14 protein-coding genes are annotated in these 13,426 nt (G+C 70.6%); 2 read left to right on the forward strand and 12 right to left on the reverse strand.

What is annotated here, in order from left to right; genetic code table 11:
- Nucleotides 1–6: 6 nt before the first annotated feature.
- The 8 genes from atpA to ACVGV0_RS18980 form a co-directional block, all read right to left on the reverse strand.
- Nucleotides 7–1,653, reverse strand: a complete 1,647-nt coding sequence (atpA, locus tag ACVGV0_RS18945; RefSeq protein WP_459157038.1) for a F0F1 ATP synthase subunit alpha — start codon at nt 1,651–1,653, stop codon at nt 7–9.
- 73 nt (nt 1,654–1,726) lie between these two features.
- Entirely contained in the window at nt 1,727–2,557 is an 831-nt protein-coding gene (locus ACVGV0_RS18950) for a F0F1 ATP synthase subunit delta (RefSeq protein ID WP_459157039.1), read from the reverse strand.
- A gap of 22 nt (nt 2,558–2,579) precedes the next feature.
- A complete protein-coding gene (locus ACVGV0_RS18955; RefSeq protein WP_459160060.1) occupies nt 2,580–3,137 on the reverse strand; it encodes a F0F1 ATP synthase subunit B in 558 nt (185 codons plus the stop codon).
- A gap of 46 nt (nt 3,138–3,183) precedes the next feature.
- On the reverse strand, nt 3,184–3,441 hold the full coding sequence (locus tag ACVGV0_RS18960; RefSeq protein WP_459157040.1) for an ATP F0F1 synthase subunit C: 258 nt from the start codon (nt 3,439–3,441) through the stop codon (nt 3,184–3,186).
- Nucleotides 3,442–3,499: 58 nt separating this feature from the next.
- Complete coding sequence (gene atpB / locus ACVGV0_RS18965; protein ID WP_459157041.1) at nt 3,500–4,276, reverse strand: F0F1 ATP synthase subunit A; 777 nt, start codon at nt 4,274–4,276, stop codon at nt 3,500–3,502.
- Between the two features lie 243 nt (nt 4,277–4,519).
- The gene (locus ACVGV0_RS18970; RefSeq protein WP_459157042.1) at nt 4,520–4,993 is read right to left on the reverse strand and encodes a hypothetical protein; all 474 of its coding nucleotides are present in this window, start codon (nt 4,991–4,993) and stop codon (nt 4,520–4,522) included.
- Complete coding sequence (locus ACVGV0_RS18975) at nt 4,993–6,162, reverse strand: glycosyltransferase family 4 protein (RefSeq protein WP_459157043.1); 1,170 nt, start codon at nt 6,160–6,162, stop codon at nt 4,993–4,995. The genes ACVGV0_RS18970 and ACVGV0_RS18975 overlap by 1 nt, the downstream gene beginning before the upstream one ends.
- 217 nt (nt 6,163–6,379) lie before the next feature.
- Entirely contained in the window at nt 6,380–7,030 is a 651-nt protein-coding gene (locus ACVGV0_RS18980) for an L-threonylcarbamoyladenylate synthase (RefSeq protein WP_459157044.1), read from the reverse strand.
- A gap of 180 nt (nt 7,031–7,210) precedes the next feature.
- On the opposite strand from ACVGV0_RS18980, the gene ACVGV0_RS18985 reads away from it, so the two are divergent.
- Nucleotides 7,211–8,077, forward strand: a complete 867-nt coding sequence (locus tag ACVGV0_RS18985; protein ID WP_459157045.1) for an alpha/beta fold hydrolase — start codon at nt 7,211–7,213, stop codon at nt 8,075–8,077.
- Between the two features lie 71 nt (nt 8,078–8,148).
- Nucleotides 8,149–8,481, forward strand: a complete 333-nt coding sequence (locus tag ACVGV0_RS18990; protein ID WP_459157046.1) for an STM3941 family protein — start codon at nt 8,149–8,151, stop codon at nt 8,479–8,481.
- Between the two features lie 46 nt (nt 8,482–8,527).
- On the opposite strand, the gene prmC is transcribed toward ACVGV0_RS18990, so the two are convergent.
- The 4 genes from prmC to rho all read right to left on the reverse strand — a co-directional run bounded on the left by prmC (nt 8,528) and on the right by rho (nt 13,000).
- Complete coding sequence (prmC, locus tag ACVGV0_RS18995; protein ID WP_459157047.1) at nt 8,528–9,397, reverse strand: peptide chain release factor N(5)-glutamine methyltransferase; 870 nt, start codon at nt 9,395–9,397, stop codon at nt 8,528–8,530.
- A gap of 21 nt (nt 9,398–9,418) precedes the next feature.
- The gene (gene prfA / locus ACVGV0_RS19000; protein WP_459157048.1) at nt 9,419–10,492 is read right to left on the reverse strand and encodes a peptide chain release factor 1; all 1,074 of its coding nucleotides are present in this window, start codon (nt 10,490–10,492) and stop codon (nt 9,419–9,421) included.
- 99 nt (nt 10,493–10,591) lie between these two features.
- Nucleotides 10,592–10,822: a 50S ribosomal protein L31 gene (rpmE, locus tag ACVGV0_RS19005; RefSeq protein ID WP_459157049.1), complete on the reverse strand. Its 231-nt coding sequence runs from the start codon at nt 10,820–10,822 to the stop codon at nt 10,592–10,594.
- Nucleotides 10,823–11,092: 270 nt separating this feature from the next.
- Nucleotides 11,093–13,000 carry a transcription termination factor Rho gene (gene rho / locus ACVGV0_RS19010; protein ID WP_459157050.1) on the reverse strand — a complete coding sequence of 636 codons (1,908 nt, stop codon included), beginning with the start codon at nt 12,998–13,000 and terminating at the stop codon, nt 11,093–11,095.
- Between the last annotated feature and the right edge of the window lie 426 nt (nt 13,001–13,426).

Below are 13,426 nucleotides of genomic sequence, written 5' to 3' on the forward strand. Positions count from 1 at the left end.
ACCCGGTCACTTCTTCGAGGTGGAACGGTTGACCTTCACGGTCTCCTGCTCCACGTCGTCGGCGTTCATCGCTCCGATCTCCTCGTCCTGCGGCGCCACCGAGGATCCGTCCGAGGCGGTGAACTGCTTCTTGAACTTCGCCACCTCGTCGTCCAGCGCCTTGGCGGTGTCGTCCGAGAACTGGCCGGTCTCCACGATGCTGTCCAGCACCGAACCGTGCGTGCGGCGGAAGTGCTCGCGGAACTCGGACTCGAACCGCTGCACGTCCTCGAGCGGGACCGAGTCGAGATGACCGGCCGTGCCGAGGTGCAGCGCGACCACTTCCTCCTGCACCGGCAGCGGGTTGCCCTCGTCCTGCTTGAGCAGCTCCATCAGACGGGCACCGCGGTCCAGCTGCGCCCGGGAGGCGGCGTCCAGGTCCGAGGCGAACGCGGCGAAGGCCTCCAGCTCCCGGTACTGCGCCAGGTCGACGCGCAGGTTACCGGTCACCTTCTTCATCGCCTTGATCTGCGCGTCGCCGCCGACGCGGGACACCGACGTACCGACGTCCATGGCCGGCCGCTGACCGGCGTTGAACTGGTCGGACTGCAGGAAGCACTGCCCGTCGGTGATGGAGATGACGTTGGTGGGGATGTAGGCCGAGATGTCGTTGGCCTTCGTCTCGATGATCGGCAGACCGGTCATCGAGCCCGCACCCATGTCGTCGGAGAGCTTCGCGCAGCGCTCGAGCAGCCGGGAGTGCAGGTAGAACACGTCGCCCGGGAAGGCCTCGCGGCCCGGGGGGCGCCGCAGCAGCAGCGAGATCGCGCGGTAGGCCTCGGCCTGCTTCGTGAGGTCGTCGAACACGATCAGCACGTGCTTGCCCTGGTACATCCAGTGCTGGCCGAGGGCGGACCCGGCGTAGGGCGCCAGCCACTTCAGACCCGGCGAGTCCGAGGCGGGAGCGGCGACGATGGTGGTGTAGTCCATCGCACCGGCGGCCTCCAGCCGCTCCCGGACACCGGCGATCGTGGTGCCCTTCTGCCCGATCGCGACGTAGATGCAGCGGACCTGCTTGCTCGGGTCGCCGCTTTCCCAGTTGCTCTTCTGGTTGAGGATCGTGTCGACCGCGATCGAGGTCTTGCCGGTCTTGCGGTCGCCGATGATCAGCTGCCGCTGTCCCCGGCCGATCGGCGTCTGGGAGTCGATCGTCTTGATCCCGGTCTGCATCGGCTCCTCGACCGGCTGCCGCTGCAAGACCGACGCCGCCTGGAGCTCCAGCTCCCGGTCGGTCTCCGCGCTGATCTCGCCGAGGCCGTCGACCGGCTCGCCCAGCGAGTTCACCACGCGGCCGAGGAAGTTGTCCCCGACCGGGACCGAGGAGACCCGGCCGGTGCGGCGGACCTCCTGGCCCTCCTCGACCTTCTCGGAGTCGCCCAGGATGACCACACCGATGGAGTTGGCCTCCAGGTTCATCGCGACACCCAGGATGCCGCCCGGGAACTCCAGCAACTCCTCGGTCATGACCGAAGGCAGGCCCTCGACATGGGCGATGCCGTCACCGGTGTCGGTGACGACCCCGACCTCCTCGCGACTGACCTCCGGGGAGTAGCTGGAGACGTACTTCTCGATAGCACTGCGGACCTCGTCCGACGAGATCGTCAGCTCCGCCATGTCTCGTTCCTGCTCTCGGGTCGTTCTGGGAAAGGAGTTCTCGTCCGGCGCGTTGCGGCCATGATGCCTCGCCTCATTCGGTGAGGTCGCGCCGAAGGGACTGGAGACGTCCCGCGATGCTGCCGTCGATGACCTCGTCACCGACCCGGATCACCAGGCCGCCGCCCACCTCCGGATCGATCTCCAGGTGGAGGGCGATCGGGCGACCGTAGATCCGCTGCAGTGTGCGGGAGAGCCGCTGCTGCTGCTGCTCGTCCAGCGGTGTCGCCGAACGGATCCGGGCCACGGACCGTTCGCGCCGCTTGGCCGACAACTCGGCGAGTTCGACCAAGCCCTCGCTGACCCGCCGCCCGTGGGACTGCGCCACCAGCCGGCGGACCAAGCTGTGCGTGATCGGTTCGACCTTGCCGTCGACGAGCTGGTCGACGACGGCGTACTTGCCGTCGACCACCGCGGTCGGATCCGACAGCAGCCGGTCCAGCTCCACGTTCGCCCCGACGATGCGGCCGAGGCGGAACAGCTCGTCTTCCACGGCGTCCAGCCGACCTGCCCGCTCGGCCTGCACCAGCAGCGCGGTGCGGGCCATCCGCTCCAGTCCGGCGACCAGGTCGCGCGGCCCGGACCACCGGGCACGCGCGGCCTCCACCACGACCGGCAGCGCGCGGGCGCTGATCCGCTGACCGAGCAGCCCGCGAGCCAGTTGCTCCCGATCACCGGGGTCGGTGGCCGCGTCGGCGAGCGCCCGGCGCAGCGTGGACTCACGGCCCAGCAGGTCGGCCACGCCGAACAGCTCGTCGGCGAGCTCGGTGATCTCCGCCGGCTGCGCACCGTCAGTTGCCTGCAGCAGCTGCAACTCGGTGGCCGCCAGCGCATCCCTGCTCGCAGCGTGCACGAGGGTGCTCAACTGTCAAGCGCCTTTCACTCGGTTAGCCCCGGGAGGCCCCGGAACTGGTCGACTCGGACCCCTCCGAGGCGGAGGTCGATTCCAGCTCGTCGAGGAACCGGTCGACGGTGCCTCGGCGGCGGGCCTCGTCTTCCAGCGACTCCCCGACCACGCGGCTCGCCAGCTCCACCGCGTGCCGGCCCAGCTCCCCGCGCAGCTCCGCGACGATCTGGGACCGCTGAGCGGCCAGCTGGGCGTGCCCCTGGTTGACGATCCGGTCGGACTCCGCCTGGGCCTGGGAGCGCATCTCCTCCAGGATCTGCTGCCCCTCGGCGCGCGCGTCGTCCCGGATGCGGGCCGCCTCGGAACGGGCCTCGGCCAGCTGCGCCTTGTACTGCTCCAGCGTGCGCTGGGCCTCGGCCTGGGCCTGCTCGGCCTTGGCGATGCCGCCTTCGATCCGCTCCGTGCGCTCCGCGAAGATCTTCTCGAAGCGCGGCACCGCGTACTTCCAGAGTACGAACAGCAGCAGCAGGAAGGCGACCAGGCCGACTACTAGTTCGGCAGGCGCCGGGATGATCGGGTTCTCCGCCGCCAGCACCATCTGCGTCTTCACCACACCGTCTCCCAACGTGGGTTAGGTCGACAACTCAGGCAGCGGACGCGATGAAGTAGATGACCAGGCCGATCAGCGCCAGCACCTCGACCAGCACGAAGGAGATCCAGGCGATGCCCTGCAGCTGGCCCTGGGCCTCCGGCTGGCGCGCCGTACCGTTGATCACCGCGGACCAGATCAGCCCGACACCGACGCCGGGACCGATCGCGCCCAGGCCGTAGCCGATCGCGGCCAGGCCGGGGTTGATGGCGCCTGCAGCGTCTGCGGCCTGCGCAAGAACGATGTTGCTCACTTTCACTACCTTTCACTCGGTCCGCTCTTACCGTGCGGATCGGAGATCGTGGAATTCCTCAGTGCTCTTGTGCGAGGGCTGCGCCGATGAAGTTCGCGGTCAGCAGGGCGAAGATGTACGCCTGCAGGACCTGGATCAGGGCTTCCACGAACGTCATGGCGATCGCGAAGGCTGCGGAGAAAATCCCGACGGGCGCGTACAGCGCACCCGCCTCCAGCAGGAGGTATTCGGCCCCCAGCATGAACACCAGCAGGATCAGGTGTCCGGCGAACATCGCCGCGAAGACCCGGATCGCGAGCGCAACCGGCTGGAAGAGGAACTTCTGCAGGAACTCGATCGGGGACAGCAGGAGGTAGATCGGCTTGGGCACGCCGGGCGGGAACATCACGTGCTTGAAGTACCCGAGGAAGCCGTGCCGCGCGAATCCCACTCCGTGGAACACCAGGTAGACCACGAGCGCCAGCGCCAGGGGGAACCCGATGCGCGACATCGTGGGGAACTGGATGAGGGGGATGATGCCGAAGAGGTTGTTCACCAGGATGAAGGTGAACAGCGCGAAGATCAGCGGCACGAACGGCCGGAAGTCCTTGGCCCCGATCTGCTCCCGGGCGATCTTGTTCCGGCTGAACTCGTAAAGGAACTCAGCAACGAACTGACCCCGCCCGGGAACCAGCTTGAGGTTGCGAGTGGCGATCACGAAGTAGGCGCCAATGATCACCGCCGAGAGAACGACCAGCGCGATCGGCTTGGTGACACCGCCGAAGATCGGCGGGAGTACGAAACTATCGGCGCCCGGCGGTTGAAATCCGCCCTGAGCCAACGTCAGCGCGCCCAACTGGGCTCCTTCCGGTTCTCCCGGTCGAGAACACTCACCCGGGGGAATCGTCACGTTTTGCACTTAACGTACCTGACACCTGACCAGGTACGTGCCAGACCCCCTCTCCTCGTCCGCACCCGGGAGTTCGCACCTTCGCGAACCCCCCGCCGCACGCAGGAGAGCACGGTCGGGCAGAACCATACCAACGGGTAACGCAGACCGACGAACCCTGGTCGACAGTGACCTCAGAGCGTCGGGCGTTTACTCCGACGGGACGATAGTAGGAATCGGCGTTTTGCGGAATGCAACAATCTCGGCCCCGGCCCAGACCAGGATGGTGGCCAGCATGGTGAATGCCAGCGCCTCCCGCTGCACGAACCCGACTGCGCCGAGCAGCGTCATGACCACCAGCAGCACCAGCATCTTGCCGATGTAGCCGCCCAGGCACAGGGCCATGACGAACGCCGGGTTCATGCCCGCGCTGAATCGCATCAGCCAGAGGGTCAGCAGCGAGGACCCGAAGGCCACGACACCGCCGAGCAGCGCCGAGACCGAACCGGTCCAGCCGACCAGGGCGAACGAGGCGAGCGCGCCGAGGACGACCGTCGCGAGAGCGGGCAGCCAGGCGGTGCGCAGCATGGCCGAGGCCAGGCGCAGCACCGAATCCGCGTGCGGGTTCCGCTGCGGAGCGGCCGCGTCCGGCTCCCCGGCCGAACCAGAAATTGTTTCGCTCATCACACCTCACGATCACGACGGGCGCGTATCCGCGGAATCGCGGAAATGATAGCCGCCGCCACCACGCCCAGGACGAACACCCATGCCACCGCCACCGCGTTGAACAGGGTCAACGACACGGCGGCGAAGGCGATCAGCGCCGCCCACAGGTAGATGAGCAGAACCGCGCGCCGCGTGGAGTGCCCGAGCTCCAACAACCGGTGGTGCAGGTGCATCTTGTCCGCGTGGAACGGGCTCTTCCCCGCCCGCGTGCGCCGCACCACGGCCAGGCTCAGGTCCAGCAGCGGGATGAACAGCACCGCCGCCACCACGAGCAGCGGCGCCAGCAGGGCGATGCTGTCGGTCGGGCTCGGCCCGGTGTAGTCCATCTTCCCGGAGGCCGTGGTGCTCGCCGTGGCCAGCATCAGACCGATGAGCATCGACCCGGAGTCGCCCATGAAGATCTTCGCCGGCTGGAAGTTGTGCGGCAGGAAGCCCAGGCAGGCCCCGGCGATGGTCGCGGCGATGAGCGCGGGCGGGTACGCCGTGACGTCCCCGTCGTGCCGGTCCAGCAGGCTCAGGCAGAACACGCACGTGGCGCTCGCGGCGATGAGGCCGATCCCCGAGGCCAGGCCGTCGAGCCCGTCCACGAAGTTCATCGCGTTGATCATGGCGACGACCAGCAGCACGCTCAGCAGCTGCCCCTGGTTGCTGCCCAGGACCATCAGCTGTCCGGGGGAACCGCCGTCCTCCCCGCCCCACGGGACCCAGATGCTGAACCACTGCACCCCCAGCAGCACCAGGATCCCCGCCGAGGTGACCTGCCCGGCCAGCTTCGTCAGCGAGTCCAGCTCGAACCGGTCGTCGAGGACGCCGACGAGGACGATCAGCCCGCCCGCGAGCACCACCGCCAGCGCGTCCTTGGAGTAGTCGAAACCGCGCGAGAGCGCGGGCAGGTTGTTGGCCAGGAACATCGCCGCGAGCACGCCGCCGTACATGGCGACGCCGCCCATCCGGGGGATCGGGGTGACGTGCACGTCCCGCTTGCGCGGGTGCGCGACCGCCCCCACGCGCATCGCCACGAGGCGGACCAGCCCGGTCAGCAGGAAGGTCACCGCCGCAGCCGTCAACAGCACCAGCAGGTACTCCCGGGCCGGGAGCCCGGCCGAGGCCCAGGGGTTGTTGTTCATCCCGATGGGTCACCTCCGGGGCGATCCGGCCCGCGGAAGGCCGCCGATCCGCCAGGTGCACGGCGTGACCAAACTCGACGCTCCTCGTCGCTGCCGCAGTTGCTTGACCCCGCCACGCTATCGCCGCGCGCGGCTCACCCCGGCACCGGACCTGACCGGGCGCTCCGGGCGCGGGTGCGCTCCCGCGCCCGCCGGGACAGCACCCGCCGGGGGCGCGTCAGTCGGAGGGGTCGACCTCTTCGTCCAGCACCTCGGACAGCTCGGCGCGGCTGATCGCGCCCTCGCGCAGCACGCGCGGCCGGTCGTGCGTGAGGTCGACGATCGTGGAGGGCACGGTCTCACCGCTGTCCCCGCCGTCGAGGTAGACGTCCACGGAGTCGTCGAGCTGGCGCTGCGCTTCGGCGGCCGTGCCGGCGGGTGGCTGACCGCTGCGGTTGGCGCTCGAGACCGCCATCGGGCCGACCTCGCGGAGCAGGTCCAGCGCCACCGGGTGCAGCGGCATGCGCAGGTTCACCGTCCCGCGGGTGTCGCCCAGGTCCCAGGGCAGCGAGGGCGCCTGGTGCACCACGAGGGACAGCCCACCGGGCCAGAACGCCTCGATGAGCGTGCGCGCGCGGCGCGGCGTCGACAGCACCAGTCCGTCGACCGTGGACCAGGACCCGACCAGCACCGGGACGGGCATGTCCCGGCCGCGCCCCTTGGCCTCGAGCAGCGCGCCCACCGCGTTCGAGTCGAACGCGTCGGCGCCGATGCCGTAAACCGTGTCGGTGGGCAGGACGACGAGCCCACCGGCTCGAATCGCATTCGCGGCCGCAGCCAGTCCCGCCTCGCGGCTGTCCGGCCGATCGCAGTCGTACACGGTGCTCACACGAGTAGATCCTGACATGCCGCCTCCCGGCGCGTTCGAGTGGTACGGCGCCGCGCGATCCGGGAAGATCACCCGGCACCGCGGCGGCACTCCGGTCCGCCGCCCGGCACCGGAGAGGCCCGGCACCGGAGAGAGGTCCGGCCTCGACCGGAGACGCGCGAGAACGAGGAGAGTTCGGCCATGACCAGTCCCCCCGCCGGTGTGGAGGTCGCGCACGCGGAGTTCCTGGCAGGCGTGGTCCGCTACTACCGGTGCGGCGACACCGGCTCGCCGGTGGTCCTGCTGCACGGCGGCGGACCGGACAACGCCCTGATCAGCTGGCGGCACGCGCTGCCCGCGCTGGGCGGAGCGCACCGGGTGCACGCGCCGGACCTGCCCGGGCAGGGAGGCAGCCTGCCCTGGTACGGGCGGACGAACCAGCGCACGTTCGAGGAGACGCTGCGCTGGTTGCTCGACGAGTGGGAACTGGACTCGGTCGCTCTCGTCGGGCTCTCCGTCGGCGCGGCCGCCGCCGCGGGCTTCGCCGCGCGCAACCCGAGCCGGGTGCGGCGCCTGGCGCTGGTGGACCCGCTGGGCATCCAGGTGCGGCGCCGGCGACAGCGCACGCTCTACGCGGCCGCGCACCTGCCCCTGGTCAGCAGGCTGGCGGCGTGGGGTCTGCGCGCGCCCCGACCGGTGGCCCGCCCCCTGTTCCGGCGGACGCTGCTCGCCCCGGGGGCGGTGCCGGACGACGAGCGCGCGCTGCTCGGCGAGGTCCGGGCCGAGTGCCGCAACCGGGGCGGGGTGGTCGGGCACTGGCACCGCGAGGCGGTCGGGTTCCGCGGGCTGCGCACGAACCTGCTGCCGCTGCTGCGGGGGGTGTCGTGCCCGATGGTGCTCGTGCACGGCGAGCACGACCGGTTCGTCCCCGTCGCCGCCGCCCGGGAGTGCGCCGCGGAGCTGGATTGCCCCCTGCACGTGATCGAGGGCGCGGGGCACTGGCCGAACCGGGAGCGGCCGGAGGAGTTCAACCGGATTCTGGGTGAATTCCTGATGAACGATCACTAACCAATTATGGAACTCCGTTCGCGCGGGCGGCGGCGCGGAATCACCCGAGCACTGCGCACCACTCGCGCGAAATGCGCTCGCGACCGCGCGAACTGAGCTCGGAGGGAACCGCATCTGCCGGGACGATCCCGTGGGAGAACATCGCCGCCGTGGACGTCCACAGCTTCGGCATGCAGCGCATGCTCGTGATCGCCGTGCGCGACACGCGGGAAGTCGTCGACCGCGCTTCCGGCCTGCGCCGGCTCGTGCTCACCACCAATGCGCGGAGGATGGCCACGCCCGTCAACATCCCGGCCACGATGCTGCCGATGCGGGCTCGTGACGTGGAATCCGAGATCACCACCCACCTCACCGCGCGCCGGGAGGAGCAGATCCGCCGGCAGGACGACCACCGCGGCGCGTGACCAACGGCTCGCCGGCGCTCGGGGCCCGCCCACCGCGGGAACTGCTCTACTGCGCAGCCGACCACCGGGCCGTGACGAACCTGGGGCGCCCTGCCAGGTCCTCCCGGGCGGAGACCTCGGTGAACCCCGCGGCGCGGAACAGCTCCGGCACCGCGTCGCCGTGCGTGTCGTCGTGCTCCACCGCCACCCCGCCACCGGGTCGCAGCAACCGCGCCGCGCACGCCGCGACGTGCCGGATCACCTGCAGCCCGTCCGCCCCGGCGAACACCGCCGCGGCCGGATCGTGCTCGGCCACCTCCGCGGGCACCTCGGTCCCCTCCGGCACGTAGGGCGGGTTGCACAGCACGAGATCCACAGCACCGTCCAGGTGCGCCAGCACGGCGGGATCGCCCACGTCGCCCCCGTGCACCGCGACGGGCGGGTCCCCCGCTGCGGCGCGCTCGGCCGCGTTGCGCCGCGCCCACTCCAGCGCCCGCGGCGCGTTGTCCACCGCGTGCACCTGCGCGTCGGCGCGTTCGTGCGCGAACCCCAGGGCGAGTGCGCCCGAGCCGGTGCACAGGTCCACCACCACGGGCGCGCGCACCCCTTCGACCAGCGCCAACCCCCGGGTCAGCAGCAGCTCGGTCTCCGGGCGCGGCACGAACACCCCGGGTCCCACGCGCAGTTCGACGCGCCCGAGCACGGCCGAACCGGTGACGTGCTGCAGGGGGACGCGCCGGGCCCGCTGCCGCGCCAGTTCGCGCAGGCGCTCGGCGGTGCTCCCGTCGAGTTCGCGCACGAGCAGCAGCCGCCCGCGCTCCACACCGAGCGCGTGCGCGGCCAGCAGCTCCGCATCGACGCGGGGCGTGGGCACTCCCGCCTCGGCGAGCACGTCGGTGACCTCGGCGAGGACCGTGCGCAACGACTGTGGGGACACGCGACCTCCCGCTGCGGCCGCTCAGGCCTCCGTGGTCAACCGGGCCTGCCGGTCGGCGCTCACGAGCGCCTCGATGACCGGCGCCAGCTCCCCGTCGAGCACGTGGTCGAGGTTGTAGGCCTTGTAGTTGATGCGGTGGTCGGAGATGCGGTTCTCCGGGAAGTTGTAGGTGCGGATGCGCTCCGAGCGGTCCACGGTGCGCACCTGGTTGCGGCGCGCCTCGGCCGCCTCGCGCTCCTGCTCCTCCTCGGCCATGGCCTGCAGCCGGGCCCGCAGGACGTGCATCGCGCGCAGCCTGTTCTGCAGCTGGGACTTCTCGTTCTGGCAGGCCACGACGACACCGGTCGGCAGGTGGGTGATGCGCACCGCGGAATCCGTGGTGTTCACGCTCTGCCCGCCCGGTCCCGAAGAGCGGTGCACGTCGATGCGCAGGTCCTTCTCGTCGACCTCCACCTCGACTTCCTCGGGCTCGGGGAAGACGAGCACGCCGGCCGCGGAGGTGTGCACGCGGCCCTGCGACTCGGTGACGGGCACCCGCTGCACGCGGTGCACCCCGCCCTCGAACTTCATGCGGGACCACACGCCGTCCGGGCCGGGATCGGAGGAGCCGTCCTTGACCGCCACGGTGACGTCCTTGTACCCGCCGAGCTCGGATTCGGTGGCGCCGAGCACCTCGGCGTGCCAGCCCTGCCGCTCGGCGAACCGCAGGTACATGCGCAACAGGTCGCCGGCGAACAGCGCGGCCTCCTCGCCGCCCGCGCCCGCCTTGATCTCCACGAGCACGTCGGAGGTGTCGTAGGGGTCGCGCGGCAGCAGCAGCTCGGTGAGCTGCTCGTCCAGCTCGCCGACGCGCTGCTCCAGCCGGGTGGCCTCCGCGGCGAAACCGCTGTCCTCCCCGGCCAGCTCCTTGGCCGTCGCCCAGTCGGACCGCGCCCGGTCCAGTGCCCGTGCGGTGTTCACGACCGGTTTCAGCTGGTTGTAGCGCCGGCCGAGCTTGCGGGCCGCGGCGTGGTCGGCGTGCACGTCCGGGTCGGCCAGCCGCTGCTCCAGCTCGGCGTACTCGGCCAGCAGTTCATCGACCTTCGACGTTTCCACCGGCGATGACCTTCTTCCCGAACGATGCGGACCCGACCCGAACGCAGCAACGGCGCCCGCTCACCGCGGGTGCGGCAGGAGCGGGCGCCGTGCGAACGCCTACTTCTTGGTCCGGGCGTTCTGCGGACGACGTCCGTAACGGGCCTCGAACCGGGCGACGCGGCCGCCGGTGTCGAGGATCTTCTGCTTGCCCGTGTAGAAGGGGTGGCAGTTGGCGCAGATCTCGACGTGGATCTTGCCGCTGGTGCGCGTGCTGCGGGTGGTGAAAGCGTTGCCGCAGTTGCAGGTCACCTCGGTGACCACGTACTCCGGGTGGATTCCGCTCTTCAAAGCCTTGTCCTTCCTTGACGACGCCGGGTCCCCCGGGGGTGGCTTGCTGCCCGCGGAGGTGAACCGGCGCGGTGAACCAGCCTTCGATTGTGCCAGACCAAGGCCTGTGACCTGGAACGGAGGGGGTTCCCGGATTATTCCCGGCGACCACCGGTCGGGCGCCCCCGGCCGGAGCTCTCCGGAGCGCGGACGGCCCGCCGGTCCGCCCGCGGAAGCACCGCGGGCACCCGGGAGCCGCCCGCCCGGCGGGAGGCCCGCCGGGCGTTCCGGTCAGTCCTCGTCCTTGCCCGGGGTGTTCTTGGCGACCTGCATGAGGAACTCGATGTTCGTGCTCGTCTTGCGCAGCTTGTCCAGGACCAGCTCCAGGGCCTGCTGGGTGTCCAGCGCCGCGAGCACGCGCCGCAGCTTGTGCGTGACGGCCAGCTCGTCCTGGGACATCAGGATCTCGTCCTTGCGGGTGCTGGAGGCGTCCACGTCGACCGCGGGGAACAGCCGCTTGTCGGCCAGCTTGCGGTCGAGCTTGAGCTCGGCGTTGCCGGTGCCCTTGAACTCCTCGAAGATGACGGTGTCCATCGTGGACCCGGTCTCCACCAGCGCGGTGGCCACGATCGTCAGCGAACCGCCGCCCTCGATGTTCCGCGCGGCGCCGAGGAAGCGCTTCGGCGGGTACAGCGCGGTCGAGTCCACACCGCCGGAGAGGATGCGCCCGGAGGCGGGCGCGGCCAGGTTGTAGGCCCGGCCCAGGCGCGTGATGGAGTCCAGCAGCACCACCACGTCGTGGCCCATCTCGACGAGCCGCTTGGCCCGTTCGATCGACAGCTCGGCGACCGTGGTGTGGTCCGACGGAGGACGGTCGAACGTCGAGGCGATGACCTCGCCGTTCACCGACCGCTGCATGTCGGTGACCTCCTCCGGCCGCTCGTCGGCGAGCACGACCATGAGGTGGCACTCGGGGTTGTTCGCGGTGATCGCGTTGGCGATCGACTGCAGCACCATCGTCTTGCCCGCCTTCGGCGGCGACACGATGAGCGCGCGCTGCCCCTTGCCGATCGGCATCACCAGGTCGATGATCCGCCCGGTGAGGTGCTGCGGGTCGTCCTCCAACCGCAAGCGCTCGTTCGGGTACAGCGGGGTCAGCTTGTGGAACTCGGCCCGCTTCTTGGCGGAGTCGGTGTCCAGCCCGTTGATGGCGTCCACGCGCACCAGCGGGTTGAACTTCTGCCGCTGCTGCTCGCCCTCGCGGGGTTGGCGGATCACGCCCTGGATGGCGTCACCGCGCCGCAGCCCGTACTTGCGCACCAGCGACAGGGAGACGTACACGTCGTTCGGACCGGCCAGGTAACCGGAGGTGCGCACGAAGGCGTAGTTGTCCAGCACGTCGAGGATGCCGGCCACGGGCAGCAGCACGTCGTCCTCGCGGACCTCCGGCTCGCTGCCGCCCTCACCGCGCCCGCGGTTGCGCCGGCGGTCCCGGTAGCGGCGGCCCCGCCGGTTGCGGTTGCCGTCGTCGTCCGAGTCGTGCTGCTCAGAGCGCTGCTTCTGGTCGCTCTTGTCGGAGGCGCGGTCCTCCTCCTGCTGGTGGCTCCCGGCGCCGTTGCCCCCGCGGCCACCGGACGGGCGACGCCGCCGCCCGCCGCGCCGGTTGTCGTCGGAGTCGAAGTCCTGCCGGCGCGGGCGGTTCCGGCCGCCCTGCTGACCGCCGTTGTTCGACGTCTGCTCACCGGTGCTGCCGCGCTGGCCGGACGCCGATTCCTGCTCGTCGAGCGCCGGCTGGTGCGCCTTGGAGGAGTTCGGCGCGGAGCCGCCCGCCTCGGAGCCGGAGGAGTCCACTTCGGAACCGGAGGCGGCGCCGTCGCCCTTCGCCTCCCGGGTCTTGCCGTTGCCCCGGGAGCGCTGCTTGCCGTTGCCGGAAGCGGAGCCCGCGGACTCGTTCGAACTGGCAGCCTGACGTTCCCTAATGGCCGCGATCAGATCGCCCTTGCGCAGCCCCTTGGTCTCAATCCCCAGTTCACGGGCGAGCTCGCGCAGTTCCGGCAGAACCATGCCGGACAGACCACCGCGTCGGCGCGTGGTGCCGTTGGCCGACCCGTTCGCGGTGGACGACTGTCCTGAGCCCTGCTGGTCAGCCGCTGCGCTGCTGTTGGCTGCCTCGCTGCTCAACAATTCGGTGTCGCTCACGAATATCCTTCCTGACCGGGCCGTGCGTCTCGCCCAGCCCAGCGGATTGCCCGCCCGCAGTCCGTTCCGCGGACGACCGATGTGTGCTACCAGTCCGGATGCCGGTGGGGTCCCATGCGTGTACGCGCCACGGCCCGTGCCGTGGACAGCTCGGGGAACCAGCAGCACCGGGCAGGGAGAAGTCCCCGGCTCGCGTGACTCAACCAGTGCGAGGTCGTGGAACCCGTTCGCCACGCTGCCGCGCCCGAACCGTGGTCCACGTGCGTTGCATCCACTCCGATCCACACTCGCCGATGCACGCCCTGCCACCACTTCCAGGAATCACCGACTCGGCCTGCTGCCCGTCCCGGACCGTCCCCGCTCCCGCGAGCGGTCCGCCCGAGCTCCGGGGAACCACGCCCGCACGTGCCCCGCATCCGCGCACCC

This window comes from Salinifilum ghardaiensis, from assembly GCF_054491345.1.

Bases quoted from the DNA above. Each gene is read 5' to 3' on its own strand.
- atpA (WP_459157038.1), bottom strand. From the start codon at position 1,653: ATGGCGGAGCTGACGATCTCGTCGGACGAGGTCCGCAGTGCTATCGAG.
- ACVGV0_RS18955 (WP_459160060.1), bottom strand. From the start codon at position 3,137: ATGGTGCTGGCGGCGGAGAACCCGATCATCCCGGCGCCTGCCGAACTA.
- ACVGV0_RS18970 (WP_459157042.1), bottom strand. From the start codon at position 4,993: ATGAGCGAAACAATTTCTGGTTCGGCCGGGGAGCCGGACGCGGCCGCT.
- ACVGV0_RS18975 (WP_459157043.1), bottom strand. From the start codon at position 6,162: ATGAACAACAACCCCTGGGCCTCGGCCGGGCTCCCGGCCCGGGAGTAC.
- ACVGV0_RS18985 (WP_459157045.1), top strand. From the start codon at position 7,211: ATGACCAGTCCCCCCGCCGGTGTGGAGGTCGCGCACGCGGAGTTCCTG.
- ACVGV0_RS18990 (WP_459157046.1), top strand. From the start codon at position 8,149: ATGCGCTCGCGACCGCGCGAACTGAGCTCGGAGGGAACCGCATCTGCC.